The sequence below is a fragment of the Planomicrobium okeanokoites genome (assembly GCF_003428875.1).
GTDB lineage: Bacteria > Bacillota > Bacilli > Bacillales_A > Planococcaceae > Planococcus > Planococcus okeanokoites.
On the sequence record NZ_QQRS01000001.1, the window covers coordinates 1 to 26,029 of the forward strand.

Sequence of the window (26,029 nt, forward strand, 5' to 3'; positions counted from 1 at the left end):
GGAGGATTAGCTCAGCTGGGAGAGCATCTGCCTTACAAGCAGAGGGTCGGCGGTTCGATCCCGTCATCCTCCACCATTTCTTTCTCTTTCGCCGGAGTAGCTCAACTGGTAGAGCAACTGACTTGTAATCAGTAGGTTGAGGGTTCAAGTCCTTTCTCCGGCACCACTCATTGCATGAGCCATTAGCTCAGTTGGTAGAGCATCTGACTTTTAATCAGAGGGTCGAAGGTTCGAATCCTTCATGGCTCACCATTTTTAATTTCATATTTGCCACGCGGGTGTGGCGGAACTGGCAGACGCACTAGACTTAGGATCTAGCGCCTTCGGGCGTGGGGGTTCGACTCCCTTCACCCGCACCATTTTTTGCGGAAGTAGTTCAGTGGTAGAACGCCACCTTGCCAAGGTGGAGGTCGCGGGTTCGACCCCCGTCTTCCGCTCCATTTTTTTGCAGACAAGCCGACCCTAAGCCGGGGTGGCGGAACTGGCAGACGCACAGGACTTAAAATCCTGCGGTAGGTGACTACCGTACCGGTTCGATTCCGGTCCTCGGCACCATTTGTTTGACAAAAAAACAGCAGCACCATAACAAGCGCCCGTAGCTCAATTGGATAGAGTACTTGACTACGAATCAAGCGGTTAGAGGTTCGAGTCCTCTCGGGCGCGCCATATTTTTTACATCCAGCATTGATAGTCCGGGAAGTAGCTCAGCTTGGTAGAGCACTTGGTTTGGGACCAAGGGGTCGCAGGTTCGAATCCTGTCTTCCCGACCATTTTCACGGGGCCTTAGCTCAGCTGGGAGAGCGCCTGCCTTGCACGCAGGAGGTCAGCGGTTCGATCCCGCTAGGCTCCACAATTTTTATATTAAAGATCCAGGCGGCGTAGCTCAGCTGGCTAGAGCGTACGGTTCATACCCGTGAGGTCGGGGGTTCGATCCCCTCTGCCGCCACTTTATTAGGACCTTTAGCTCAGTTGGTTAGAGCAGACGGCTCATAACCGTCCGGTCGCAGGTTCGAGTCCTGCAAGGTCCACCACCATATATTATCACGGAGGAATACCCAAGTTTGGCTGAAGGGATCGGTCTTGAAAACCGACAGGGGAGTCAAATCCCGCGGGGGTTCGAATCCCTCTTCCTCCTCCATTTTTAAAAGTGAGTGGACAACTATTTATTATCGCGGGATAGAGCAACGAGCCGTACGAAGACGGCGAAGTAACACCGAAGCAGCCGAAGGCGATGCAGGTGTCATCAGCGATAAGCAATGAGTATAAAGAATCTTCGTAAATATTATTATCGCGGGGTAGAGCAGTTCGGTAGCTCGTCGGGCTCATAACCCGGAGGTCGCAGGTTCAAATCCTGCCCCCGCAACCAAATGGTCCCGTGGTGTAGCGGTTAACATGCCTGCCTGTCACGCAGGAGATCGCCGGTTCGATCCCGGTCGGGACCGCCATTTTTACAAAAAATATGGGTCAGTAGCTCAGTTGGTAGAGCATTAGATTGAAGCTCTAAGTGTCGGCGGTTCGATTCCGTCCTGACCCACCATTTTGCGGGTGTAGTTTAGTGGTAAAACCTCAGCCTTCCAAGCTGATGATGAGGGTTCGATTCCCTTCACCCGCTCCATTTTAGCATTATGGGCCTATAGCTCAGCTGGTTAGAGCGCACGCCTGATAAGCGTGAGGTCGATGGTTCGAGTCCATTTAGGCCCACCATTCCGAAGTAGCTCAGTGGTAGAGCACCGCACTGTTAATGCGATGGTCGTAGGTTCGAGTCCTACCTTCGGAGCCATACTGGGGAAGTACTCAAGTGGCTGAAGAGGCGCCCCTGCTAAGGGTGTAGGTCGGGCAACCGGCGCGAGGGTTCAAATCCCTCCTTCTCCGCCAGTAATTGGCCCCTTGGTCAAGCGGTTAAGACACCGCCCTTTCACGGCGGTAACACGGGTTCGAATCCCGTAGGGGTCATACCTTATAAAAAACGCTCTGCAATAAAATGCAGAGCGTTTTTTTTTATTGTCTAAAATTTTATTTGGATTGATAATTGGTTGAAGACTTAAATAGAATTAGAATAATTATAAAAAGCATCCTCATTATGAGAATGCTTTAATATGTTTTACAAAATGTGCCCGAGCAATAAACCTATCGCCAGTAAGAAGGCAAAGAGAGTATTTGTGATTCCCGTATCTTTCATTGCAGGCATTACTTTTATAGGCTCCGTAAAGCGTTTGAAAATCTGTATGATTTTAACTGGCTTGATGATGCTAAGGAAAACTAATAGTGCCCATGGAGTGATCATACCGAATAATACCATAGCAGCTATCCAGGCATATGAAAGAACGAAGAATGCCAGCAGTATATTAACTGCAGCCGGACGACCGACAAGGATCGCCAGGGTTTTACGGCCGCTTGCAGCATCACCGACTATGTCCCTGATATTATTAGACATCATAATAGCCGCTACAAGAAGTGTACTGGGTACAGATAATAGAATGGCATCCGTTGTAACCGTGCCAGTTTGGATGTAAAAAGCAATAATGACGATAAGAAAACCCATGAACAATCCGGAAAACAGTTCCCCAAAAGGAGTATAAGCAATAGGGTAGGGACCACCAGTATATAAATAACCGACCATCATGGCTATTCCGCCCACCGCTATCAGCCACCAGCTGGTTTCCATGCAAATATAGATGCCAAGAATACCAGCTATAGCGTACAAAATGAACGCAAGAGCAAGAACAGTTTTGGGTTTCACACCATTACGAACAATTGCTCCGCCAATCCCTACAGACTTTTCGTTGTCCAAGCCACGGGCAAAATCGTAATACTCATTGAACATATTGGTTGCTGCTTGTATCAATAGGCTGGCAACGAGCATTGCAGCAAATAAAAGCCAATCAATCTGTGTATCTCTTATAGCGATCATCGTTCCTAAGAAAACTGGAGCAAATGACGCTGTCAAAGTGTGCGGACGGGTTAACTGCCACCAGACGCGCCAGCCGCTGTCCGCATGTAAAGTTGTTGTCATGTTGTATCTCTCCTCTATATATTCCATATTATATTGTACTGCAAATTTGTTCGGATTACAGCAAATGTTGTGCTGATTTTAGGAGAAAAGAGTATGATAGAGGGTAGAGATTAAAAAGTTTGTGAGCTTGTCCAGGAATACTGGGGGCTACCATATAAACGGAGGTAATTTGATGAATCGACCACAGTATTCATCGGCCGAAAAACAAGATAATTCAAGGTATGTCGCATATCGCTTTTATACAGAAACGATTGAGGTAAACAGAATGTCAGCTTTGGCATTTTTCGAAGCAGGGGAAACTTTTTACAAAGGAAAACGATTCTTCTGGCAAAACCCGGAGAAAACTTTTACCCTTGTCGGCCTGGGACATGCACATGTATTAACGGCGTCGAATCACCAAGGGCGGTTTGAAGATGTCAAAAGTAATTGGCAAAGCTTATGCAAGCAAATTGTTAATGAAGAACATTTCGTAGAGCCGATTCTATTTGGCGGTTTTTCGTTTGATCCTTTAAACAAGTCGAAAAGTATATGGCGCGAGTTTCCTGAAGCTTATTTCGCAGTGCCGACTTTCCAGTTGGTGATAAAAAATGACCGTGCATATATCAGCATTCACTTGATTACTAAAAAAGAAGATACTTTCCCTGAATTTGAAGCATTGCGGAAAGAACGGGATAAGTTGATCCATGCTGCACAAGTATCTGAACCTGTTGCTTATAAAAAACCTGAAGTCACCGGTAGGGAAGAGCTGAAGAAAGATTCATATCTTTCTTCAATCGATAAAGTGACTGGAGTGATTAAGGCAAAACAGGCGGATAAAGTCGTTATAGCCAGAGTATTAAGGTTGGACTTTGACAAATCTTTATCCTCTTCATCAGCCCTATATCAGGTTTCGAAAGAACAGCCTGAAAGCTTCCTTTTCGGACTTGAATCTGAAGAACAATTCTTTTTTGGCGCTACGCCTGAACGTCTTGTGAAAGTTGAAGATCGACAGGCTTTATCCACTTGTCTGGCTGGCTCAACTCCAAGAGGGAAAACTGTCGAAAAAGATAATGAGCTTGGCAATGAATTATTGAATGACAGAAAGAATCGTTCTGAACATCAGTATGTAGTGGACATGATCAGTAAAGTTTTTTCAATTCATTGCAGCGAACAGTTTGTGCCAAAAAAACCAAAATTGATGAAGGTCAGGGATATCCAGCATCTTTATACACCGGTTGAAGGTGAATTGAAGCAAGGATCGAATCTGATAGACCTTGTACGGGACCTTCACCCGACACCGGCACTTGGCGGGGAACCGCGCCAGTCGGCCCTTAGCCTTATCAGACAGTATGAAACGATGAATCGGGGCTTCTATGCTGCACCAATCGGCTGGATAGATGCGAAAGGCGATGGCGAGTTTGCCGTGGCGATCCGTTCAGCTTTATTGGATGGGAAAGAAGCTTATTTATATGCAGGGGGTGGAATCGTCGAAGATTCCACTCCGGAGTCGGAGTATGCTGAGACTTGGGTGAAATTCCGTCCGATGCTTCGTGCCTTGGGAGGTCAATTGAGTGACGAATCGTAAATATCTTACAGAATACGTCTCTGCGTTCACGCATAGCTTGGTGAATCAGGGCGTGAAGAATGTGGTGATCAGTCCGGGTTCGCGGTCGACACCACTGGCTTATGCCTGTATGAAGGAAGAGGGGCTGACTGTTTACCGGCAAATTGATGAGCGGTCGGCGGCTTATTTTGCACTGGGAATGGCGAAGGCATCGGGAGAACCGGTAATGCTTCTTTGCACATCAGGAACGGCAGCGGCAAATTACTTTCCTGCAATAGTCGAAGCTTTCTATGCCAGAATTCCCTTGATCGTTGTGACGGCTGACCGTCCGCATGAGCTTCGGGAAGTCGGAGCGCCCCAGGCAATCAATCAAATCGATCTTTTCGGATCACATGTTAAATGGTCGGTCGATTTGCCGATGCCTGAACCTGAAAACCGTTTGGATTTTTTGGTGCGCCATCTACACCGTTCAGTTAAAAGTGCTGTCTCTGAGCCGAGAGGTCCGGTTCACTTAAATGTGCCTTTCCGTGAACCGTTGATCCTGGATTTCGAACAGCAATATGACAGTGCAGGTGAAATAACTCACTTGAAAGGTGAGGCACGATTATCGCAGTCGGTTGAGCAATTCTTAATGGAAACTGTACAGACTGACAAGGGGCTCCTGGTTATCGGTGAAATGACCGAGAAGATGCCTGCTGAGTTTTGGTCATTTATCCGTAAATTGAATTGGCCGGTGCTTGCAGATCCTTTGTCAAATGTTCGCGGGAATGTAGAGGATAACTGCAAGGATTTAATAATCGACAGCTATGACGCCATTCTGAAAAGCGAAGTATTTAAAGGGGTGATGGAGCCTGATGTGGTCATTCGTATCGGTCCACAGCCTGTCTCAAAACCTTTAACGCTTTATTTGGCTGCTGTAAAACCGAAAACGTACGCTGTTTTTGATGAATCACCGATGATGCGGGATGCGCAATCTGTTGTTACCCATCATATTCAGGCTTCTACAGATGGTCTTTGGCAACTGCCGATCGAGGTTAAGAAATCCAATTCTTATACCGAGAAATGGACAGCTGCTTCCGAGTTATTCTGGGAACTTGCAGAAGTCCATTGCAATGAAAAATTGGATGAAGGTGTGCTTGCGAAAGTTCTTTTTGATGAACTCGACAATTGTGACCTTATTGTCAGCAGCAGCATGCCGATCCGTGACACGGATACTTATTTCAAGACGACATCACGTGATGTCATGATTTATGCAAACCGCGGGGCCAATGGCATTGACGGCGTCGTGTCGACGGCATTCGGCTTACAGGCAGCGAAGAAGCGTCCGGCTTATCTGTTTATCGGGGATTTGTCGTTCCTGCATGACATGAACGGGTTGATTGCTTCAAAAATGCAGGAGACGGATTTGACGATAATTGTGATGAACAACGACGGCGGCGGAATCTTCTCGTATCTGCCGCAGTCACAGGAAGAACGTTATTTTGAAGAACTGTTCGGTACTCCTACGGGGTTGAAATTTGAGGATGCAGCGAGAATGTATGATGCTGATTACGCAGCTGTCGAAACGAAAGAGCAATTTGTTGAAGCGCTTCATACGAAAAAACAAAAGGCCGTTAAGATTGTCGAAGTGTTTACGGACCGCGAAACGAATGTGCGGGTCCATAGAGAGTTATGGAATCGGCTGATTGAGGAGCTGGACGGCCATGGAAATTGAAGGCGTCAATTATCATATTGAACTGATGAATGAAAATAAAGATCAGACGCTGGTACTTCTCCATGGCTTTACAGGAAGCACCAAAACTTGGCACAAGGTAATTACTGATTTCAAACAATATAAAATCGTGCTTATCGATTTGCTTGGCCATGGCGGCACCGACAGTCCGAAAGATCCCGAACGGTATTCGATGGAGCTGCAGCTGCAAGACTTGGAAAAGATATTTGATCATTTGAAGCTGAAAAACTTTGTCTTGGGCGGTTACTCGATGGGCGGAAGAACGGCTCTTGCCTATGCCTGTACATTTCCTGACAGGCTTTCGGTTTTATTGCTGGAAAGTTCTTCGCCTGGTTTAAAGACTGAAGAGCAGCGCAGCGAGAGAAGAAGGAATGATGGCAGATTGGCCGAACGGATTGTATCTGGCGGCATCATATCATTTGTTGACAGTTGGGAGAAGATTCCGCTTTTTAGAACACAGGACGCATTGCCCGAGCATGTTAAAGCAGAAGTCAGGGAAGAACGGCTGGCTCAAGATCCAATCGGTTTGGCAAACAGCCTGATCGGCATGGGCACGGGTGCGCAAGTATCCTATTGGGAAGCAATCAGCCAGCTGCAGCAGCCGGTTTTATTGGTTACAGGACAGATGGATGAGAAGTTTACGGCGATTGCGGAAGAGATGGTTTCTTTGATGCCGAATGCCGAACACAGGGAGATTATGGCGGGACATGCTTTACATGTGGAAAAACCTGCTGAATTTGCTACAATAGTAGGGGAGTATTTAAAAATGAATTTTTTAGGAGGAAAATCATGACACGTGAATGGGTAAGTGAACGTACATATGAAGATATCAAATATGAAATTTATAACGGGATTGCGAAGATTACAATCAACCGTCCGGAAGTGCGCAATGCATTCCGTCCAAAAACGGTCCATGAATTGATCGACGCGTTTTCACGCGCTCGCGATAATTCTGACGTTGGCGTTATCGTATTGACTGGCGAAGGGGAAAAAGCCTTCTGTTCAGGCGGCGACCAAAGCGTCCGCGGACATGGCGGTTATGTTGGGGAAGATGAGATTCCACGTTTGAACGTTCTTGATCTTCAGCGGTTGATCCGTGTAATTCCTAAACCGGTGGTAGCGATGGTTGCTGGATATGCAATCGGCGGCGGGCACGTATTGCACGTTGTATGTGATTTGACGATCGCTGCTGACAACGCACGTTTCGGCCAAACTGGTCCTCGTGTCGGTTCGTTTGACGCTGGCTATGGTTCAGGTTACCTTGCTCGCATCATCGGACACAAGAAAGCGCGCGAAATCTGGTACCTGTGCCGTCAGTACGACGCTCAGGAAGCACTTGATATGGGCTTGGTAAATACTGTTGTTCCTTTGGAGCAGCTTGAAGATGAAACAGTGAAATGGTGCGAAGAGATGCTTGAAATGAGCCCGACTGCACTTCGTTTCGTAAAAGCGGCGATGAACGCTGACACAGACGGCCTTGCTGGTCTTCAGCAAATGGCTGGTGACGCGACATTGCTTTACTATACAACAGACGAAGCGAAAGAAGGCCGCGACGCGTTCAAAGAAAAACGCAAACCAGACTTCGGTCAATTCCCGCGTTTCCCTTGATCTTAAATAATTGAAAGCTGTCCTCTCGGGGGCAGCTTTTTTTCAAGAAAGGATTTTTTTCATGACTTATCCGAACTGGCTAAGCCAACGGGCACATTTAAGCGGCAGCCGAATGGCGCTCTCATATGGCGGGCAGCAATGGACATTCGCGGAAATCAATGATGTGGCGAAAAATTATGCAGGCAGATTGACTTCTCTTGGCATCACTTCCGAAACAAGAGTTGCAATTCTCGCCAAATCGCATCCTGAGTCTGTGTTTGTTATGTATGCATGTCTTCATATCGGCTGTGAAATGGTCATGCTGAATGAACGGCTTTCAGCGACGGAATTGGATTATCAATTGCAAGATTCGGAAGCTGCTTATTTATTGGTGGATGAAGAACTGCAAGAGAAACTCGATTTCAGCAATAAAATCAGTTTTTCCGAGATTCAAAATGTAGCACCTTCCAAATTCACAACGGAAAAAGATTGGGCAGAGGATCGGACGATTTCAATCATGTATACATCCGGCACGACAGGCTATCCAAAAGGTGTAAGGCAAACCGCGGAGAACCATTTCTCAAGTGCCGTTTCCTCGGCATTGAATATTGGCATTTCGCCTGGGGACGTCTGGCTCTGTGTCATGCCTTTATTTCATATCAGTGGCTTTTCGATACTGATGCGGTCACTCATCTATGGTATGGGCGTACAGCTTCATCCGAAATTCGATGCAAAAGTCTGTGCTCATGAATTAAGCGCCGGAACCGTGACTCATATGTCTGTGGTGGCAGTGACACTGGAACGTGTTTTGAGTGAGCTGGAAGCGGCAAACCTCCACGTTTCGCCAAACTTCAAAGCGATGCTAGCCGGCGGTGGTCCGGTTCCGAGTTCCTATATGGAACGGGCTGAGAAGTTCGGCATCTCTGTTCTGCAGACATACGGTATGACTGAGACTTCCTCACAAACGACCACATTGCAGCCAGCAGATGCCAAACGGAAAATCGGTTCTTCCGGCAAGCCTTTATTTTTATACCAAATAAAGATTGGTGAAGATTCAGCGCCGGGCGAAAAAGCGGAAATACTGATTCGGGGACCGCAGGTGACACCGGGGTATATCGGCAAATTTGCGGAGCGGGACGTGCAGGAAGAAGGCTGGTTCCATACCGGAGACATCGGTTATCTGGATGAAGAAGGTTTCCTGTTTGTCGTTGACCGGCGTTCGGACCTGATTGTATCCGGTGGTGAAAATGTATATCCGGCGGAGATTGAAAAGGCCTTGCTTGGGCATCCGGCAGTCCGGGAAGCCGGGGTTTGCGGCATGCCGGACGAGCAATGGGGAGAAGTGCCGGCGGCTTTTGTCGTGCTTAATGGAGAAGCGGCAATGGAAGATTTGAAGGATTTTCTGAAATCACAAATTGCCGGCTATAAAATTCCGAAAGTGATCCGCGCAGTCCATTCATTGCCGCGAAATGCTTCGAATAAAGTGCTGAGAAGAGAGTTGAAATCATGGGTGTAATGATCCGGGAAATCAGTTTTCAACGAATCCATAAAAAGCTTAAGAAACCGTTTGTCACTTCCTTGCAGACTGTGAACGAGCGTGAAGCAATCATAGTAACAGTCGTATCTGACAGCGGGTTAGAAGGTTTTGGAGAATGTGTGGCATTCTCAACTCCCTGGTACACGGAAGAAACGGTGGAAAGCTGTGCTTTTGTGATGGAGCGGGTTTTAAAGCCGTTATTGCTGGATAGGACCCTGTCATCACCTCACGAAGTGGCTACTGCCTTTACACCGGTCAAAGGCAATAATATGGCGAAAGCGGCCATCGAAATGGCTGTTTGGGACCTGTTTGCAAAATATGAAAAGGTTCCGTTATGGCAGTATATTGGCGGAATCCATAAGGATATTCCGGCAGGTGTCGTGGTGGCCGCCAATCCTGACCGCCTTGTTGATGACATCGATCTTGCTGCTTCTAATGGCTATAGCCGCATCAAGATCAAAATCACCCCGGAATCCGATGTTGCTTTATTGAAGGGGGCAATCAGCCGTTATCCTGATATATTGTTTTTTGCTGATGCAAATGGCGGATTCAATAAAGACAGTTTTGACCAGTTCATTCTTTTTGACGCTATCGGATTCACATTGATTGAACAGCCTTTTGGCGAACAGGAATGGGATCTGCACACACAGGCAAAAAAACAGATGAAAACGCCGATTTGCCTGGATGAAAGCATTAAAAGTTTCCATGATGTAGAGCGGATGATCGTGATGCAGGCAGCCGATATCATTGTACTGAAAATGGGAAGGTTTGGTGGCTGGCATGAAACGTTGAAAATCGTGGAGTTATGCCGCAGCAATGGTATTGGAATGTGGGTTGGAGGCATGATTGAATTCGGTATTTCAAAAGCCCATAACCTCGCGTTGGCTTCGCTGCCAGATATAGTGCTGCCTGGCGATTTCTCAAATTCCCGGCATTTTTGGGAAGAAGACCTGATTGTACCTGAGATTGAAGTTGTCGATGGGAAAATCGAATTGAAGCAACAGGCAGGAATAGGCTATAGTGTGGACTTAAATAAAGCTGGGCTCTAAGAGTCTGGCTTTATTTTTTTGTTTTTTTATAGGTAAAATATGATACGATTAATTGGAACTTTCTGTATAGTGCGTAATTTAATTCAGTGTAAAGAAAAGGAGTCGTGAAAAGATGATGAAAAGATTTCTTGCATCAATGGTTCTGCTCTTAATTGGTTCCATCTGTTTTACTGGAAATGTAATTGCCGTAGCCATCAATGCTGAGAGAGGCGGTCAAAGTGAAGTCGGCTACTCACTTTTGATTATCTGTGGATTATGTGTGGCGGCTATATTTTTTATCGCATTCTGGTTAGAGCGGGATTATCAATATACCCAAAAAGGAGAGGACATTTCATGAATTTCTGGAAATTCATGATTTCGTTTTTTATTGTCAGCACGATCGCTGATTTTACTTATCTTAAACTTGATTTCTTTCAGTACAGCTTATTTAAGGCAGATGTATTTCAATGGGCAACTCCAATAAAGTTCTTACTGGAGATTATAATTTTTGCTGTTTTGCTTTATGGATTATACAATCTGCTGGAATTTTTGGAGAAATGGCGGATGGAACGAAAATACATTAAAACACAAAAGGAACTAGCCAATGAAGCAAAGTAAAATGAGCGCTATGAATCCAAGATTGTTTTTTAGTATATTGTTCGTGATAATTATCGGCTGGATAGCTGCAGCCACCTATGCTTTTTCGCAGGAGCTGGAACAGCCGGTTTATCTGGATCATTATTTTGAGAACTATGCACATGAAAATTTGCAAATGCAATTCTATTACATAACGAATAAGGATGATAATGAAACAGTAAACATGATAACCCTAGGCGATTTACCGGCTTTCATTGAAGACTTTCAGGAAGGGACATCCTATGTGCAGCAATTCGGCTTGCATGAATTAAGGACGCTCAGTGTCAAAATGGATCCATATGAGCTAAGTCAGTTAAAAGAGAAAGCTGTTATAAACGAAATCACCGTTTATTTGACTAATGGTGACTCATATACTGCTGACATTGGTGAAATCGTAATACATCCTGCAGAAGAGTCAACAAAACCTTATCTATCCCAAGTGTCTTCAGGAGATGGTGATTTGACAGTTTCCTATCTGGAGGCGGAAGAAGAAATAACGATAAATGGTTTTGAACCACATTTGCCTCCTTATGGTATGCCTGATCTAACGGTTCATCTACCGAGTGCTGAAGATTCCTTTAATGAAGTTAATTACGTAAAGAAAGTTGAGAAACGGCTTAAAGAAGGAAATGGTGTTGAAATACAGGACTTGGAGTTCCCTTTAAACCTTAAGAAAAATGAGGGTTTTGCACTCTCGATTCAGAATAGAGGAAACATAAAATATGTATTGAATTCATGGGCAATGATTGATGGTGAAGATAAAAACGGCACTGCTATAAGATTTCCAGCTTCTCTATATCACATTCCGATCTTGACGCGGGAGGATAGTCGTACAATTATAGAACGGAAAGGAGCGGGTAAATAAATGAAAAGATCGTTGGGACAGATTTTATATGGATACGTCTTCATTTTTCTCGCTATCCGTATTGGAGTTGACATCTTGGCGGATCCGATAGGATATTGCCTGATTGCAGCCGGTTGCTATAAAATCGGGGAAGTTATTGAAGACGGCAGTAAGGCAGCATATATCTCCATTGGATTGATTTTTATCTCAATCCCTTCGGTGTTCATTGATTTTAATCTTGTTGACAATGGGCCGTGGCATTATTACGCCAATTTTTTATTTGCTGGAGAAATTGTTCTGACCTTTTATCTGTTCAGGATGTTAATGAAGTTGGCTGCTGAGAATGGGGAAATGGGATTGTTTAATAGAACACAGCGTTTATTCAATATTTATATTCCCATAAATTTGCTGATGTTTGGTTTAAGTGCTGTCATGATAGCTTTTGTAAATGAAAGTCTGCACATATTGGCATTACTGCTGATAATCGTCTTGTTGATGTTAAATATCGCATTTATTTTTCTTCTTATCGCTTTTCGAAAAGCCGTTAAAGATGAAAAGCCGCTTACGTTTGAATTGGGTGAAGGGAGTAAGGAAAACTGATGAAATTTTACATCGCTTCGAGTTTTGCCAATAAAGATAAGGTCAGGGAAGCTGCAAGTATTCTTAGAGGGGCGGGACACGTGCAGACCTTTGACTGGACAGTGAATTTGCGTGCATCTTCGGTTGAAGATTTGGAGCTGTATGGAACGTTGGAGAAGAAAGCGGTGCTTGAGGCAGATTTTCTGATCGTTTTATTGCCAGCAGGAAAAGGCAGCCATATTGAATTGGGAATAGCGCTTGGACAAGGAAAAACCGTGTATCTTCTATCAGAAAGTGAAGAGCTGTTCGATTTTGAGGTTACCAGTACTTTCTATTATTTACCGGAAGTCAGGATACTAGTGGGAAAATTGAGAGACAATATCGAAACGGTCCAAAAATTCATAACACAGCAAAAAAGCGTCCGATGACTGTCATCGGACGCTTTCTGCATTTCATTTAAAAACGGGATTTCGGGACGATTTCAATGCTTTGAAAAGAAGTTGAACCAGGATGAAAACAGATGTTGCGGCCATACATGTGACAGCCAATAAAAAGAAGCTGTCGGCAAATTCCTCGTACTTGAAGGCCAAAGTCAGATAGGCGCCGTCTTCGAAGCCTGTTGGCTGATAATAGAACAGATGGTCGAGCAGAAGATCGAGAGTGGACAATATCCAGCCAATTACGAATGCGGCAAAAACCCGCATGCCATGAGCCAGCATTTTTTCCTTGCGATCTTCCGGAAACTTGAGCATTAGAGCAAGAAGAGCAGTTCCGATGACAATAATCGGTATTTCAAACTGTTCAACATACATGGATCGGTTCAAAATCAGACTTGTCAGGACCGCTGCGATTGTTAAGGCGGCAAGTATTTTTTTCATCTGGACCATCCTTTTCAAAAAAGAAGTTACTGCCAGTATACAATAAAAATGAAAATTTCGAAAATAGATCCGACATGAAGCTTTGATAGTTCCGGAAATGAAAAAAGCATACCCATGAAGGGTACGCTTCTATTTCAGGATCTTTTCAAGGACTTCCAGATTTTTTTCCATCAAAGTGAAGTAGGTTTCCCCATTATCGATATCTTCCTGGGTCAACACACCAAGATTATGCATTTGGACGGCTTCCGCGCCGACTTCTTTCTGGACAACTTCTGTCAGGTTGGAAGAAACGTTCTGTTCGAAAACGATGTACTCGATGTTCTTCTCCCGTGCCAAGTCGACGATTTCCGTCAATTCTTTCTGGGACGGTTCATCCTGGCTGTTCAGGCCGGCGACAGCCACCTGTTCAAAGCCGTATGGTTCCGCTAAATAAGTGAAAGCGGCATGGGAAACAAAAAAAGTATCCTTGGATACACGTTCCTGCAATTGGCTGAATGATGAGTCCAATTGTTCGAGCTCCTCGACAAGCTCGGCATGGTTTGTTTCATAAAGTTCTGTATTATCCGGGTCTTCGGCAATCAACGATTCTTTGATGGAAGCTGCCAGCTGCTGGCTGAGTTGCGGCGACATCCAGATATGTGGATCTGTCGAGCCGTGGTCGTGGCCTTCATGATCGGCTTCTTCAGATTGCTCATCATGTTCTTCTTGTTCATCCTCATGGGCTTCTTCACCGTCATGTTCGAGCGCAGCTTCCAATTGCTCATCCGTGATTGAATCCGCAAGTGCCGCAAACTTGACATCCTCACCTTCAAGCGTACTTTTCGCGCTGTCAATAAAACCTTCAAGTCCAAGGCCGATGTAGAACATAAGATCTGCTTCCGCAATAGCGATCATATCCTGCTGGGTGGGTTCAAAAGTATGTTCATTGGCTCCAGCCGGGTAGACGGATTTGACTTCCACTTGGTCTCCACCAATCCGTTCAGTGAAATAAGTGATCGGATAGACAGTCGTGAACACTTGGATTTTCGAACCGTCTGCCGGTGTATCAGCATTGTCTGCACCGGAATCGCCGCAAGCGGCCAAGAGAAGTATAAATATTAATAGTATAAAGAGAAGTGTTTTTTTCATATAAATCCTCCAAAATGTAACGATTACGTTTTAATTACATTGAGTATCTTACCGCAAACCAAATTTAAACACAAGAAAAACCTCCAACTTATTTCTTTGGAGGCCATTCTTCAGGTACGAAATCAACGCCGCCTTTATTGAAAGGATGGCAGCTGAGTATCCGCTTTATTGCCAAGTATCCGCCTTTCAAAGCTCCATGTTTTTCGACGGCTTCGATGCCGTAATGGGAGCATGTAGGGTAGAACCGGCAGCTGGGTGGTGACAGGGGGGATATGAACCGCTGGTAGAAGCGGAAAATTTTAATCAGTATCATTTTCATGCAGGTCGCCTTCTTCTTTCCATATGTTTGGGAACTCTTCATGTTTATTGTAGGGGCTTTAAAGGTATTAATAAAGTATAAGAACTTATTATATCGAATGGAGAGTGGATTTGGATGTCTAACGAATTAAATCAGGAATTGAACGTACAGGTCGCGACGTGGTCGGTGGTTTATACGAAATTACATAATTTTCACTGGTATGTAAAAGGGCCGTCATTTTTCACGCTTCATGTGAAATTTGAGGAACTTTATAATGAAGCTACAGCTTATATGGACGAAATTGCAGAACGCTTGCTTGCACTTGGGGGCAAACCGGTCGCAACGATGAAAGAGCAGCTTGACTTGTCTGTGGTAACTGAAGCGAGCAGCAAGGAAAGTGCTGAAGAGATGGTTGAAACCATCGTAAGTGATTATGATAAGATCATGGCTTCACTGAAAAAAGGCATGGAATATGCCGCTGAAGACGGCGACGATATGACGGAAGATATGTTGAACGCCATCCACCAGAATCTTGAGAAGCATTCTTGGATGCTTTCTGCATTCCTTGGCGAAAAGAAGTAGAATAAAAGTACACAAGCGCACACGTTTCGATTTGTGTGCGCTTTTTTTATTTGTTCAGGAGTGAGACAGGATGGAATATACGGATTTAAATGGCTTTGCTTGCAGCCTATCGTTTAATAAAGGTGTTTTTCAAATCGAAAGCCGTCATGTGCTGGTCATAGCGAAATTCAATGGGAAATGGCTGTTGACTGAACACAAGGAACGTGGCCTGGAATTTCCGGGGGGCAAAGCTGAGACAGGAGAAAGTTTGGCCCATGCCGCTAAAAGGGAAGTATACGAGGAGACAGGCGGCTTAATCGAAGATCTTGAATGGTTTGCGGAATATATGGTTCAAAGCGAGCCGCCTTTTACTAAAACCGTTTTCACCGGAACGGTTTCAGCCATCGAAAAGATAGAACTGTTGGAAACTAAGGGAGCTGTGCTGGCAGACGATTTGGATGTGGACAGCAAATTCAGCTTTTTGATGAAAGATGAAGGAATGAAACAAATTATGGAGCGGGTGAAACTGGATGGAAAATGGGATGATTAAATCAAAAAGGATATATCCTTCACCGAACCCCCATGTGAAGCTGACGGAAATCGTTTATTGGTCGGAAGGCTTGAAAGTCAAAGGACTGCTTGCCGAACCCAAAAAACCTGGAAATTACAGCGGATTGCTGTACTTGCGCGGAGGCATCCAGTCCATCGGCATGGTAAGGCCGGCAAGGGCTGCCCAATACGCGGCTCAGGGATTTGTTGTCTTTGCGCCTTATTACAGGGGCAACAGAGGGGGAGAAGGGCGTGATGAATTTGCAGGTGCCGACCGCTGGGATGCGGTCTGTGCAGTGGATGTATTGAAACAGTTCTGCAATGGGCATGTACATCTGCTGGCATTTTCAAGAGGCGGCATCATGGCGCTGTGGACAGCGGTGCTGCGGGATGATATTACATCACTTGTAACATGGGCAGGCGTTACTGATACTGTTTTAACCTACAAAGAGCGACCGGATATGCGCCGCATGATGAAACGTATTTACGGTGGGACGCCGAATACCGCATTGACGGCCTATGAAGAACGGAATCCGCTGATGCGGCTTGAAGAAGCGACAGCACCGATGCTGATCATTCACGGACTGCAAGATGAAAATGTCCTGCCGGCGCAGGCTTACTTATTGGAAGAAGCATTGAAGCTGAATGATCATCCCCATCAAACCTGGTATTTCCCGGAGTACACGCATTTCTTTCCACCGGCGGCCAATCGGAAGACAGTTGAAGCGTTAGCGCATTGGATGAAGGAGAAAGAACAGGAATCTGCAAATTAAAAAGCACATCCGGCAGGTTGCCGGATGTGCTTTTGCTTATCAATTATTCAATGGTCCGCCTTGAGCGCTGATGTCAGCTGATACGGAACCGAATTTCTTGAAGTTGTCCTGGAATTTCTGAGCAAGCTCCTGTGCTTTCGCATCGTAAGCTTCTTTGTCAGACCATGCATCGCGAGGGTTAAGAACCTCAGTTGGCACGCCAGGGATTGCCTGTGGAATGCTGAGTCCGAAGACTGCTTCCTGTTCAGTCTGAACGTCGTTCAATTCGCCTTTGATCGCTGCGCGGACCATAGTACGTGTATAAGAAAGTTTCATGCGGTTGCCGACGCCGTATTCGCCGCCAGTCCAGCCCGTGTTTACAAGGAATACTTCCACTTCGTGTTCATCGATTTTATTGCCGAGCATTTCTGCGTAGACAGTTGCATGCAATGGCAGGAAAGGTGAACCGAAGCAAGTCGAGAACGTCGCTTCCGGAGAAGTGATGCCGCGTTCTGTGCCTGCCAGTTTTGATGTATAGCCGCTAAGGAAATGATACATCGCCTGTTCTTTCGTCAGTTTGCTGATAGGAGGCAATACGCCGAATGCATCAGCAGTCAGGAAGACGATCGTTTTCGGATGTCCAGCCATTGAAGGGTGGATGCTGTTATCGATCGCATCAATCGGATAAGCTGCACGTGTGTTTTCAGTCAATGAACCATCATCGTAATCGGGAATGCGTGTTTCCGGATCAACGACAACATTTTCAAGAACAGATCCAAAACGGATTGCATCGAAAATCTGTGGTTCATTTTCACGTGAAAGGTTGATCGTTTTAGCGTAGCAGCCGCCTTCGATATTGAAGACACCGTTATCAGACCAGCCGTGCTCGTCATCACCGATTAATTTGCGGTCCTGATCAGCCGAAAGCGTCGTTTTCCCTGTTCCGGACAAACCGAAGAATAAAGCAACGTCGCCTTCCTGTCCAACGTTAGCAGAGCAGTGCATCGGCAAAATGCCTTTTTCAGGAAGAATATAGTTCATGATTGAGAAAATGGATTTTTTCATTTCTCCGGCATATTCAGTTCCGCCGATCAAAATTACTTTCTTTTCCATGGAAACGATGATGAATGTTTCGGAATCAGTGCCATCGACAGCCGGATCAGCTTTGAAAGTCGGTGCATAAACGACAGTGAACTCTGCGTCATGGATTTTCATTTCCTCTTCAGTTGGACGGATGAATAATTGGTGGGCAAACAGATTATGCCACGCGTATTCGTTGATCGTCTGGATATGAAGGCGTGATTCCGGGTCTGCCCCTGCGAATCCTTTAAAGACAAAAAGTTCTTCTCTTTCTTTCAGGTGCTTCAGCACTTTTGCATACAGGTTTTCAAAAACCTCAGAAGAAATCGGACGGTTTACAGTACCCCAGTCAATTTTATCTTTCGAAATATCTTCTTCTACCATATACTTATCTTTAGGTGAGCGGCCAGTGTATTTACCCGTTTCGGCTTTGACTGCGCCTTCACGCGTCAAAATTGCTTCTCCACGTGAAGTTGCTGCCTCCACCAATTGTGGAACCGACCATTGGACATTGACGTTGGGGCCGTTTAAAAGATCTTTCAAATCGCTTGCTAAGTTAACTGAGTTCATATATGTACCTTCCTTTTCGGTTATTCCCAAGGCATTGGGGAAGAGTTATATTCGAACAATAGTATAACACATTAACTCGATTAGTCTATACTAATAACCCGGAGGAATTGAAAATTCATCATTTGTGCATAATTAATACCCGAAATGGGATGTTTTCATGCATCTAATGCGAATAAAACATAAAAAACGTTGACATCATTTAACCAATTCCGTATGATGAAAAATTGAACGGATACTCTTATTCCGAGCTGGTGGAGGGGGCAGGCCCTATGAAACCCGGCAACCTGCTGCAATGATGCAGCGCTGGTGCCCAACCTGAAGCAAGGCTCACAGGCCTTGGATGATAAGAGTGAAAGGTGCTTATGATGATTTCTCCTTTCCTCATTGAATGATGAGTGAAGGGATTTTTTTATGAATCGCCCTTAATCCTCGTGTACAAAGGCCACAACGGCTTGAAGTTCAATCCAGAATGTTTGGAACGGACTTGACATGGGAAAACGAGTACCGTATCAATTTCGAGAGCAATCTCGCAGGATATAAGGAGGAACATTTTTTGACAAACCGTCGATTATTCACATCAGAATCAGTAACAGAAGGACATCCGGATAAGATCTGTGACCAAATCTCAGATGCCATCCTGGACGCGATCCTCGCAGAAGACCCGAATGCACGAGTAGCGTGCGAAACTACCGTTACTACAGGACTTGTTCTTGTAGCAGGTGAAATTACAACAACAACATATGTCGACATCCCGAAAGTGGTGCGCCAGACTGTTAAGGATATCGGTTATACACGGGCGAAATATGGCTTTGACTCTGAAACAAGTGCGGTATTGACTGCAATTGATGAGCAATCGCCGGATATCGCTGCAGGAGTGAACGTGGCTCTTGAATCCCGTGAAGGCCAAATGACAGATAAAGAATTGGATGATATCGGAGCAGGAGACCAAGGTTTGATGTTCGGTTACGCGAACAATGAAACCGAGGAATTGATGCCGCTGCCGATTTCATTGGCACATAAACTGGCTCGCCGTCTGGCAGAAGTCCGCAAGGAAGAAATTCTTCCATATCTGCGTCCTGACGGCAAGACACAAGTTACGGTTGAATATGATGAAAATGACAAGCCGCTGCGTGTGGATACAATTGTCATTTCCACTCAGCATCATCCGGAAGTTACACTTGAGCAGATCCAGCGCAATATTAAGGAATATGTCATCGATGAAGTCGTTCCGGCTAATTTGCTGGATGATGAAACAAAATACTTCATCAACCCGACAGGCCGTTTTGTAATCGGTGGACCTCAAGGAGACGCGGGTCTTACAGGCCGCAAAATCATCGTTGATACTTACGGTGGCTATGCACGCCACGGCGGCGGCGCTTTCTCCGGTAAGGACGCGACGAAAGTTGACCGTTCGGGTGCATATGCAGCGCGCTATGTAGCGAAAAACATTGTCGCTTCAGGCCTTGCGGATAAATGTGAAGTGCAACTGGCTTATGCGATCGGTGTAGCACATCCGGTTTCCATTTCAGTTGATACATTCGGCACAGGCAAAATCAGTGAAGACCAGTTGATCGATCTTGTCCGCAATAATTTCGACTTGCGTCCGGCAGGCCTGATCAAGATGCTTGATCTTCGCCGCCCGATCTACAAGCAGACTGCAGCATACGGCCATTTCGGCCGCACAGATGTGGATCTTCCTTGGGAGCGCACTGACAAAGCTGAAGCTTTGAAAGAACAATCAGGAATTTAATGCAAACAAAAACCGCTCAAGCTTTGGCTTGGCGGTTTTTATTATTGCTGCAAAGATTTATAATAAGCGGCTTTCTCAGCATATTCACGGACGATGCGTTCCATGTCGGCGATGTCGTCTTCGTTGAGATCCCGGATGACTTTAGCGGGGCGCCCGAATGCCAGTTTGCCTGGTGGAATGACTTTTCCTTGCGGTACGAGGCTTCCGGCTCCGATAAATGCACCTTCGCCGATTTCAGCGCCGTCGAGGATGACAGATCCCATGCCGATCAATGCATTCTTACGGATGATGCAGCTATGGAGCGTCACCTGGTGTCCCACTGTGACATTGTCTTCGAGAATCAATGGATTATTGGGGCTCTGGTGCAGCATGCAGAGATCCTGGATATTTGTTTTATTGCCGATAACGGTTGGAGCTACATCTCCGCGGACGACAGTATTGAACCAGACGGATGATTCCTCACCGATTTTTACATCGCCGGTGATGGTAGTGTAATCAGCGATAAAAGCTGATGGGTCTATTTGCGGGTGTTTGTCTTTGTATGGGTAAATCATGGTAAAACTCCTTTAATCAAGATAAGATATCTTTAATGGTAGCAAAACCTTCTCAAAGGTCAACTTTAAGATCTGATATTACTAGAAGATAGATTAAAGGGGGCGTTGGCAAATGTGGAAATGGCAAGCTGAAGGCCAGGCGAAGGCAGTGATTGTAATCATTCACAGTGCATATGAACATCATCTGCGTTACGCCTGGCAGATCAAGGAATGGAGAAGTTCAGGGTTTGAAGTGGTGATGGGTGATTTGCCCGGCCACGGAAAAAACGGGACGATTCAAAAAGCGCATAGTGAGTCATTCGAAGCCTATGAAAAGGCCGTCAGCGAAATGCTGGATGTGGCAATTGAACTTGAGATGCCGGTGTTCATCGTGGCGCATGGTCTGGGTGCTGCGTTGGCCATAAATTATTTGAGCAAACATTCCCATGAAGTTGCCGGTGCTGTATTTACATCGCCATGGCTCCATTTGCTGAGAACACCATCCAAATTATCCAGCGCTTTATCCGGGGTACCGAAACTTACTTCACAGATTAAAATAAAACACGAAATTACAATTGAAGATCTGACCCGGAATCCTGAAGTGATCGAACTTGAAAAGGACGATGAATTATATAAACCGCTGATATCGATCGGCTGGTACCGCGAGTTGCAGGCGTATATGAAACAGGCTGTTAACGGGAAACAGACTTACCCCGATATCCCGACATTCGTGCAGACAGCCGAAAAAGATTTAATTGCTGATAAAGAAGTTTCGAAAAACTGGTTGAAGCAGCAGAATCTGAAAGAATTCAGTTACAAGGAATGGAAGGGCGCCTATCATGATCTTTTTCAGGAGCCTGAACGCGAAGATGTATTCATCACCTCTCATCTATTCATAAAAAATGTGTTGCGCTCGATCGGCTATTTAGTGAAATAAGGATGATAACTAGGTCTGAAGGGAGTGGATGAATGTGGTTCTGCGCTATAGTATTCTCGATCAATCACCTGTATCCGAAGGCAGCAGCCCTGGAGAAGCCTTAAAGCAGACAGTTCGACTGGCACAGTCTGCAGAAAAATGGGGCTATACCCGTTTTTGGGTTTCAGAGCATCACGACGCAGCGACATTGGCAGGGTCGTCTCCTGAGATTTTAATTTCCCATTTGGGGGCGGTGACCGAAAAAATCCGGCTGGGTTCTGGGGGCGTAATGCTGCCGCATTATTCCTCCTTTAAAATTGCTGAGAATTTCAAATTGCTGGAAGCCTTGTATCCAGGCAGGATCGATGCCGGCGTCGGCCGGGCGCCGGGCGGAATGCCACGCGCTTCACTGGCGCTGAATGAAGGAAGGGCCAGGAACATCGACCGTTTTCCGGACCAGATAGACGAATTATCCATGTATCTGAATGATGCCATTCCGGAAGACCATATGTACCACGGCATGAAAGCGACCCCGCTGACCGATTCTGCGCCTCCGATATGGATACTGGGTTCGAGCATGACGTCGGCTTTATTGGCGGCAGAAAAAGGTTTGCCGTATATGTTCGCTCATTTCATCAACGGTGAAGGCGGCCAGGATTTCACACATACTTACAGAGAACGTTTCAGATCCGGCGCAGACAGCCGTCCATATGTCGGGTATGCGATTTTCGTCATTTGCCAGGAAACTGAAGAGGAAGCCGAAAGGGTCGCGTCATCTTTGGATCTCGCGCTTTCAATGGGGGCGCAAGGTATGCCGTCAAAAGGAACGCCGCCACCCGAAAGGGCGCTTGCTTATAAATATACCAAGTTTGAGAAGCTGCTTGTTGAAGAGAATCGGCGCCGCATGATCGTCGGCACGCCTGCGATGGTAGGGGAACGTTTGGAAGCGTTGACGGAAGAATATCAGGCAGATGAAGTGATGCTGGTCTCAATGGCTTATGATTTCAATGATAAATTGAAGACATTTGAGCTGGTTGCTGAAGAAATGAAGAAAAGAAATTCCCATACTAAAATAGAACAGTGAAAAAACCGTTTGGCTGCATTTGCGCCAAGCGGTTTTTTAAAAAGGATACATAAGAAGCTAGATACCTATTCCCAGAAAATATTCACGATAGGCAATGAATGAAACTACCAGCATAACGGCGACATAAATGATGGAACCGATCAGGACATAAGAGCGCTCAGAAACGGGGGCTTTGTGTTCCATGCGGATTCCGGTCTGCCCTTGGATCGACATGTCCATCTGCCTTGAAGCCATGCCGCCTTTATTAGTGACAAAATAGATGAGGATAAGGGCAATACCGCCGACGGGAATGGAAATATCGAGAAAGGACATATCCAGCAGCAGCGAAGCAACCCAGTTCAAGGCTCCGATTATAACTGCAGTCAATAAAATTATACTTATATTTTTCATTGTATTTTCCTCCTTTCGAAAACTAGTTCGGTGTGCGCTTTATTGTGAACTAATAAAATATACGGTTTCAGCGGAAGGAAGTTTCATTTATTTCTGGAATTTTCTGTTTTTAATTTGAGCGCAGGAAAAGAGCGATTGTGTAGAAGACACAATCGCTCTTTGTCATTTCTTTTCTATCGCAACCAGGAACGGCGGGGAATGCTGCTGGTTGATAAACTGATATTTCATCACATCGAATTTAGTTTGTGGCAGTTGTGATACAAAGTCCATCACGGCATCGCGTTCTTCGCTGCCGCCTTCATGTCCCGAATAGATGACGATTGCAACAAGGCCTTTCTTTTTCAAAAGGTCCAGGCAGTGCGAGATAGCCAAAAGCGTTGTTTCCGCTTTCGTGATGATGCTGTGATCGCCTTTCGGCAGATAGCCAAGATTGAAGACCGCGGCAGCAATTTCTTCGGTGACATACTGATCGATATTGGCGTGGCTGTCGAGAACCGTTTCCACATTCCGGTGGTCTTTGACCCGCGCTTTCGTTGCTTCAATCGCGTCTTCCTGAATATCGAAAGCGTAAACTTTTCCGGCATCTCCGGCCAATTGCGCCAAAAACAATGTGTCATGTCCGTTTCCGGCAGTCGCGTCAATCACTTTGTCGCCTTCAGCAACAGCCTGTTCCAATAAAGATTTCGTGAATGGCAGTACGCGCATCAATGTCATGCTTCCACCATCCCTTTGTAGTGTTTCCCTTGCCAGCTCCCACGCTTTTCAAGCTCAGCGTCTATGCCATTGAGCACATCCCATTTATTGACGCTCCACATCGGGCCGATCATCAATTCGATAGGACCGTCACCTGTTATGCGCTGGACAATCATTTCGGGGGGAATCACTTCAAGCTGATCGGCTACGAGTTTGATATATTCATCTTTTTCAAGGAATTCGACCATGCCTTTCTCGTACTGTTTGACCATTGGCGTGCCTTTTAATAGATGCAGGAGGTGGATCTTTATGCCCTGGACATCCAATTTTGCAACTTCACGGGCAGTCTCCATCATCATGTCACGGTCTTCGAGAGGCAAACCATTGATGATATGGGTGCAGACACGGATGCCGCGTCTGCGCAATTTTTCGACTCCTTCTATATATAAGGAAAAATCGTGTGCCCGGTTTATTAAGCGGGCGGTTTTATCATGGACTGTCTGCAGACCAAGTTCAATCCATAAATAAGTCCGTTCATTCAATTCGGCCAGATAATCGACCACGTCATCCGGCAGGCAGTCAGGGCGGGTGGCGATGCTGAGTCCGATGACATTCTCCTGTGCGAGCGCCGCTTCGAATTTTCCTTTGATGACCGGAAGCGGGGCATGGGTATTTGTGTATGCCTGAAAATAAGCGATGTATTTACCGTCTTTCCATTTCTTATGCATTTTGGCTTTGATCTGTTCGAATTGGACCGGAATCGGATCGACGCGGTCGCCCGCAAAATCGCCGGACCCTGCCACTGAACAGAAAGTGCATCCGCCGAATGCGACAGTGCCGTCCCTATTGGGGCAGTCAAATCCCGCGTCAAGCGCAATTTTCATCACTTTATGGCCAAAATGGTCCCGCAGGTGGCGGTTCCATGTGTAATAGCGTTTGCCGTCTGAAGAAAAAGGCAGGTTCATTTCCATAACAACAACTCCTCTTTTTTGTATTGTAGCATGGCCGCTTTTCGCCTCACAACGGCAGAAAAATCTGTTATTTCCGGTTCCGGAAAAATCTTCTTGTAGAGTGTGGGTAAAAGGAATACAATGACTCTTGGAAATGAGCTAAGAGGAGACAGAACGATGCCGAAACAAGTATGGCTTTTAATCATCGGAATGCTTGTCAATGTTACAGGGAATTCATTCCTTTGGCCGTTGACGACTATCTATATGCATGATCATCTGGGGAAATCATTATCACTTGCCGGCCTTGTGCTGATGGTGAACGCGGGAGCCGCTGTCATCGGGAACCTGCTCGGTGGCATGCTGTTTGACCGCATCGGCGGCTACAAATCAATTATGGGCGGAATCATTGTCACGATTTTCGCTTTGACCGGATTGACCATCTGGCATGACTTTGTGCCATTTGTGGCGTTTTATACCATTATCGGCTTCAGCGGCGGAATCGTGTTTCCGAGCATGTATGCCATGGTCGGAACAGTCTGGCCTGAAGGTGGACGAAAAGCGTTCAATGCGATTTATTTGGCACAGAACGTTGGCGTGGCGGTCGGACCGGCAATGGCTGGTGTGCTGGCTGCTTTAAGTTTCGATTATATATTCATGGCGAATCTCGGAATGTACATCTTATTTTTCTTTATCGCATTATTCGGCTTCAAATCGATGTCGATATCAGCCGTATCGCATACCAGTGTTTTCAATGAAGGCAAAAAAATCCGCAACCGCGCGCCATTCTATGCGCTGCTGATTGTATCTGCCGGTTATCTGCTTTGCTGGGTCGGCTACGTACAGTGGCAATCGACGATTTCGGCTTATACGCAGGAGATCGGCATCACATTGCCGCAATATAGTTTTCTGTGGACATTGAACGGTGCGCTGATCGTACTGGGACAGCCTCTGATCCGGCCCATCATCAAACGCATCGAAGATAATATCAAACAGCAATTGCTGATTGGCATCGTCATTATGATGGCATCTTACTTGGTCGTCGCTTTTGCAGAGGAATTCAGCATGTTCGTCATTGCCATGGCAATTTTGACCATCGGCGAGATGTTCGTCTGGCCGGCTGTTCCGGCACTGGCCAATCAACTGGCGCCAAAGGGACGCGAAGGATTCTACCAGGGAATAGTCAATAGCGTCGCTACCGGCGGCCGCATGATCGGCCCATTGATGGGCGGAGTCATGGTTGATCTTTACGGTATGTCAGCATTGTTTATCCTTGTAACCATACTTCTGGTCGCGGCGATCGGTACTTCGCTGGTCTATGATCTTCCGTTGAAGAAGAAACAGTTGGCAATGGAGCAGGAAAAGGAAAAAGCGATCATTTGAATCAATTAAGAGAACTCT

Annotated in this window: 27 protein-coding genes, 20 tRNA genes and 1 riboswitch; of the genes, 38 read left to right on the forward strand and 9 right to left on the reverse strand. The window is 45.9% G+C overall.

Annotated features, from left to right (window positions below; genetic code table 11):
* From D2910_RS00005 to D2910_RS00100, 20 genes are all read left to right on the forward strand, one after another.
* Positions 1 to 76: transfer RNA gene (locus tag D2910_RS00005), tRNA-Val, on the forward strand.
* A gap of 14 nt (positions 77 to 90) precedes the next feature.
* Positions 91 to 166: transfer RNA gene (locus tag D2910_RS00010), tRNA-Thr, on the forward strand.
* Positions 167 to 176: 10 nt separating this feature from the next.
* Positions 177 to 252 (forward strand) — tRNA-Lys (locus D2910_RS00015).
* A 22-nt stretch (positions 253 to 274) separates the two neighbouring features.
* Positions 275 to 359 (forward strand) — tRNA-Leu (locus tag D2910_RS00020).
* A gap of 6 nt (positions 360 to 365) precedes the next feature.
* A tRNA-Gly gene (locus D2910_RS00025) sits at positions 366 to 440 on the forward strand.
* A gap of 26 nt (positions 441 to 466) precedes the next feature.
* Positions 467 to 555, forward strand: a tRNA-Leu gene (locus D2910_RS00030).
* 34 nt (positions 556 to 589) lie between these two features.
* Positions 590 to 666, forward strand: a tRNA-Arg gene (locus D2910_RS00035).
* Between the two features lie 27 nt (positions 667 to 693).
* Positions 694 to 770: transfer RNA gene (locus tag D2910_RS00040), tRNA-Pro, on the forward strand.
* 7 nt (positions 771 to 777) lie between these two features.
* Positions 778 to 850 (forward strand) — tRNA-Ala (locus D2910_RS00045).
* 22 nt (positions 851 to 872) lie between these two features.
* Positions 873 to 946 (forward strand) — tRNA-Met (locus D2910_RS00050).
* Positions 947 to 954: 8 nt separating this feature from the next.
* A tRNA-Ile gene (locus D2910_RS00055) sits at positions 955 to 1,031 on the forward strand.
* A gap of 14 nt (positions 1,032 to 1,045) precedes the next feature.
* Positions 1,046 to 1,138, forward strand: a tRNA-Ser gene (locus D2910_RS00060).
* 151 nt (positions 1,139 to 1,289) lie between these two features.
* Positions 1,290 to 1,366, forward strand: a tRNA-Met gene (locus D2910_RS00065).
* Positions 1,367 to 1,369: 3 nt separating this feature from the next.
* Positions 1,370 to 1,445: transfer RNA gene (locus D2910_RS00070), tRNA-Asp, on the forward strand.
* 16 nt (positions 1,446 to 1,461) lie between these two features.
* Positions 1,462 to 1,537, forward strand: a tRNA-Phe gene (locus tag D2910_RS00075).
* A gap of 4 nt (positions 1,538 to 1,541) precedes the next feature.
* Positions 1,542 to 1,615, forward strand: a tRNA-Gly gene (locus D2910_RS00080).
* 12 nt (positions 1,616 to 1,627) lie between these two features.
* A tRNA-Ile gene (locus tag D2910_RS00085) sits at positions 1,628 to 1,704 on the forward strand.
* A 1-nt stretch (position 1,705) separates the two neighbouring features.
* Positions 1,706 to 1,780: transfer RNA gene (locus D2910_RS00090), tRNA-Asn, on the forward strand.
* 4 nt (positions 1,781 to 1,784) lie between these two features.
* Positions 1,785 to 1,875: transfer RNA gene (locus D2910_RS00095), tRNA-Ser, on the forward strand.
* A gap of 6 nt (positions 1,876 to 1,881) precedes the next feature.
* A tRNA-Glu gene (locus D2910_RS00100) sits at positions 1,882 to 1,953 on the forward strand.
* 148 nt (positions 1,954 to 2,101) lie between these two features.
* Here the strand turns inward: D2910_RS00100 and D2910_RS00105 are convergent.
* Positions 2,102 to 3,013: a 1,4-dihydroxy-2-naphthoate polyprenyltransferase gene (locus D2910_RS00105; protein ID WP_117312004.1), complete on the reverse strand. Its 912-nt coding sequence runs from the start codon at positions 3,011 to 3,013 to the stop codon at positions 2,102 to 2,104.
* 172 nt (positions 3,014 to 3,185) lie between these two features.
* Here D2910_RS00105 and D2910_RS00110 point away from each other — a divergent pair, with 172 nt between their 5' ends.
* From D2910_RS00110 to D2910_RS00160, 11 genes are all read left to right on the forward strand, one after another.
* On the forward strand, positions 3,186 to 4,577 hold the full coding sequence (locus D2910_RS00110) for an isochorismate synthase (RefSeq protein WP_084246652.1): 1,392 nt from the start codon (positions 3,186 to 3,188) through the stop codon (positions 4,575 to 4,577).
* Entirely contained in the window at positions 4,564 to 6,270 is a 1,707-nt protein-coding gene (menD, locus tag D2910_RS00115) for a 2-succinyl-5-enolpyruvyl-6-hydroxy-3-cyclohexene-1-carboxylic-acid synthase (RefSeq protein ID WP_117312005.1), read from the forward strand. The genes D2910_RS00110 and menD overlap by 14 nt, the downstream gene beginning before the upstream one ends.
* Positions 6,260 to 7,081, forward strand: a complete 822-nt coding sequence (gene menH / locus D2910_RS00120; protein ID WP_084246648.1) for a 2-succinyl-6-hydroxy-2,4-cyclohexadiene-1-carboxylate synthase — start codon at positions 6,260 to 6,262, stop codon at positions 7,079 to 7,081. Before menD ends, menH begins: the two co-directional genes overlap by 11 nt.
* Positions 7,078 to 7,896, forward strand: coding sequence for a 1,4-dihydroxy-2-naphthoyl-CoA synthase (gene menB, locus D2910_RS00125; RefSeq protein ID WP_084246646.1), 819 nt, complete (start codon positions 7,078 to 7,080; stop codon positions 7,894 to 7,896). The genes menH and menB overlap by 4 nt, the downstream gene beginning before the upstream one ends.
* A gap of 61 nt (positions 7,897 to 7,957) precedes the next feature.
* Positions 7,958 to 9,391, forward strand: coding sequence for an o-succinylbenzoate--CoA ligase (locus tag D2910_RS00130; RefSeq protein WP_117312006.1), 1,434 nt, complete (start codon positions 7,958 to 7,960; stop codon positions 9,389 to 9,391).
* On the forward strand, positions 9,382 to 10,461 hold the full coding sequence (menC, locus tag D2910_RS00135; RefSeq protein WP_117312007.1) for an o-succinylbenzoate synthase: 1,080 nt from the start codon (positions 9,382 to 9,384) through the stop codon (positions 10,459 to 10,461). Before D2910_RS00130 ends, menC begins: the two co-directional genes overlap by 10 nt.
* Before the next feature lie 112 nt (positions 10,462 to 10,573).
* On the forward strand, positions 10,574 to 10,798 hold the full coding sequence (locus tag D2910_RS00140) for a hypothetical protein (protein ID WP_084246640.1): 225 nt from the start codon (positions 10,574 to 10,576) through the stop codon (positions 10,796 to 10,798).
* Entirely contained in the window at positions 10,795 to 11,058 is a 264-nt protein-coding gene (locus D2910_RS00145; protein WP_084246638.1) for a hypothetical protein, read from the forward strand. The genes D2910_RS00140 and D2910_RS00145 overlap by 4 nt, the downstream gene beginning before the upstream one ends.
* The gene (locus D2910_RS00150) at positions 11,045 to 11,941 is read left to right on the forward strand and encodes a hypothetical protein (RefSeq protein WP_117312008.1); all 897 of its coding nucleotides are present in this window, start codon (positions 11,045 to 11,047) and stop codon (positions 11,939 to 11,941) included. Before D2910_RS00145 ends, D2910_RS00150 begins: the two co-directional genes overlap by 14 nt.
* Positions 11,942 to 12,520, forward strand: coding sequence for a hypothetical protein (locus tag D2910_RS00155; RefSeq protein WP_117312009.1), 579 nt, complete (start codon positions 11,942 to 11,944; stop codon positions 12,518 to 12,520).
* Complete coding sequence (locus D2910_RS00160; protein WP_117312010.1) at positions 12,520 to 12,927, forward strand: group-specific protein; 408 nt, start codon at positions 12,520 to 12,522, stop codon at positions 12,925 to 12,927. The genes D2910_RS00155 and D2910_RS00160 overlap by 1 nt, the downstream gene beginning before the upstream one ends.
* 24 nt (positions 12,928 to 12,951) lie before the next feature.
* Here the strand turns inward: D2910_RS00160 and D2910_RS00165 are convergent, their stop codons facing one another.
* The 3 genes from D2910_RS00165 to yidD form a co-directional block, all read right to left on the reverse strand.
* Positions 12,952 to 13,377, reverse strand: coding sequence for a hypothetical protein (locus D2910_RS00165; protein WP_117312011.1), 426 nt, complete (start codon positions 13,375 to 13,377; stop codon positions 12,952 to 12,954).
* Positions 13,378 to 13,506: 129 nt separating this feature from the next.
* On the reverse strand, positions 13,507 to 14,505 hold the full coding sequence (locus D2910_RS00170) for a metal ABC transporter solute-binding protein, Zn/Mn family (protein WP_117312012.1): 999 nt from the start codon (positions 14,503 to 14,505) through the stop codon (positions 13,507 to 13,509).
* Between the two features lie 88 nt (positions 14,506 to 14,593).
* Positions 14,594 to 14,824, reverse strand: coding sequence for a membrane protein insertion efficiency factor YidD (gene yidD, locus D2910_RS00175; RefSeq protein ID WP_205854570.1), 231 nt, complete (start codon positions 14,822 to 14,824; stop codon positions 14,594 to 14,596).
* Between the two features lie 114 nt (positions 14,825 to 14,938).
* Between yidD and D2910_RS00180 the strand changes: the two genes are divergently transcribed.
* The 3 genes from D2910_RS00180 (at position 14,939) to D2910_RS00190 (ending at position 16,686) form a co-directional block, all read left to right on the forward strand.
* Entirely contained in the window at positions 14,939 to 15,385 is a 447-nt protein-coding gene (locus D2910_RS00180; protein ID WP_084246624.1) for a Dps family protein, read from the forward strand.
* A 70-nt stretch (positions 15,386 to 15,455) separates the two neighbouring features.
* A complete protein-coding gene (gene ytkD / locus D2910_RS00185; protein WP_117312014.1) occupies positions 15,456 to 15,914 on the forward strand; it encodes an RNA deprotection pyrophosphohydrolase in 459 nt (152 codons plus the stop codon).
* A complete protein-coding gene (locus tag D2910_RS00190; protein ID WP_117312015.1) occupies positions 15,895 to 16,686 on the forward strand; it encodes an alpha/beta hydrolase family protein in 792 nt (263 codons plus the stop codon). The genes ytkD and D2910_RS00190 overlap by 20 nt, the downstream gene beginning before the upstream one ends.
* Before the next feature lie 39 nt (positions 16,687 to 16,725).
* Here the strand turns inward: D2910_RS00190 and pckA are convergent, their stop codons facing one another.
* Positions 16,726 to 18,315, reverse strand: a complete 1,590-nt coding sequence (pckA, locus tag D2910_RS00195; protein WP_117312016.1) for a phosphoenolpyruvate carboxykinase (ATP) — start codon at positions 18,313 to 18,315, stop codon at positions 16,726 to 16,728.
* A 235-nt stretch (positions 18,316 to 18,550) separates the two neighbouring features.
* A riboswitch (SAM riboswitch) is annotated at positions 18,551 to 18,665 on the forward strand.
* A 203-nt stretch (positions 18,666 to 18,868) separates the two neighbouring features.
* On the opposite strand from pckA, the gene metK reads away from it, so the two are divergent.
* On the forward strand, positions 18,869 to 20,065 hold the full coding sequence (gene metK / locus D2910_RS00200) for a methionine adenosyltransferase (RefSeq protein ID WP_117312017.1): 1,197 nt from the start codon (positions 18,869 to 18,871) through the stop codon (positions 20,063 to 20,065).
* A gap of 41 nt (positions 20,066 to 20,106) precedes the next feature.
* Here metK and D2910_RS00205 read toward each other — a convergent pair whose 3' ends face one another.
* Complete coding sequence (locus tag D2910_RS00205; RefSeq protein WP_117312018.1) at positions 20,107 to 20,619, reverse strand: gamma carbonic anhydrase; 513 nt, start codon at positions 20,617 to 20,619, stop codon at positions 20,107 to 20,109.
* 112 nt (positions 20,620 to 20,731) lie between these two features.
* Between D2910_RS00205 and D2910_RS00210 the strand changes: the two genes are divergently transcribed.
* Together D2910_RS00210 and D2910_RS00215 are read left to right on the forward strand one after the other, a co-directional pair.
* On the forward strand, positions 20,732 to 21,535 hold the full coding sequence (locus tag D2910_RS00210) for an alpha/beta fold hydrolase (protein ID WP_117312019.1): 804 nt from the start codon (positions 20,732 to 20,734) through the stop codon (positions 21,533 to 21,535).
* Between the two features lie 34 nt (positions 21,536 to 21,569).
* Entirely contained in the window at positions 21,570 to 22,598 is a 1,029-nt protein-coding gene (locus D2910_RS00215; RefSeq protein WP_117312568.1) for an LLM class flavin-dependent oxidoreductase, read from the forward strand.
* 57 nt (positions 22,599 to 22,655) lie between these two features.
* Here the strand turns inward: D2910_RS00215 and D2910_RS00220 are convergent, their stop codons facing one another.
* The 3 genes from D2910_RS00220 to mnmL form a co-directional block, all read right to left on the reverse strand.
* The gene (locus D2910_RS00220) at positions 22,656 to 22,988 is read right to left on the reverse strand and encodes a hypothetical protein (protein ID WP_117312020.1); all 333 of its coding nucleotides are present in this window, start codon (positions 22,986 to 22,988) and stop codon (positions 22,656 to 22,658) included.
* Between the two features lie 162 nt (positions 22,989 to 23,150).
* Positions 23,151 to 23,702, reverse strand: a complete 552-nt coding sequence (gene mnmM / locus D2910_RS00225; protein WP_117312021.1) for a tRNA 5-(aminomethyl)-2-thiouridylate-methyltransferase MnmM — start codon at positions 23,700 to 23,702, stop codon at positions 23,151 to 23,153.
* On the reverse strand, positions 23,699 to 24,652 hold the full coding sequence (gene mnmL / locus D2910_RS00230) for a tRNA modification radical SAM protein MnmL/YtqA (protein WP_101803472.1): 954 nt from the start codon (positions 24,650 to 24,652) through the stop codon (positions 23,699 to 23,701). The genes mnmM and mnmL overlap by 4 nt, the downstream gene beginning before the upstream one ends.
* Positions 24,653 to 24,808: 156 nt before the next feature.
* Here mnmL and D2910_RS00235 point away from each other — a divergent pair, with 156 nt between their 5' ends.
* Positions 24,809 to 26,011: an MDR family MFS transporter gene (locus tag D2910_RS00235; RefSeq protein ID WP_117312022.1), complete on the forward strand. Its 1,203-nt coding sequence runs from the start codon at positions 24,809 to 24,811 to the stop codon at positions 26,009 to 26,011.
* The last annotated feature ends 18 nt before the right edge of the window (positions 26,012 to 26,029 follow it).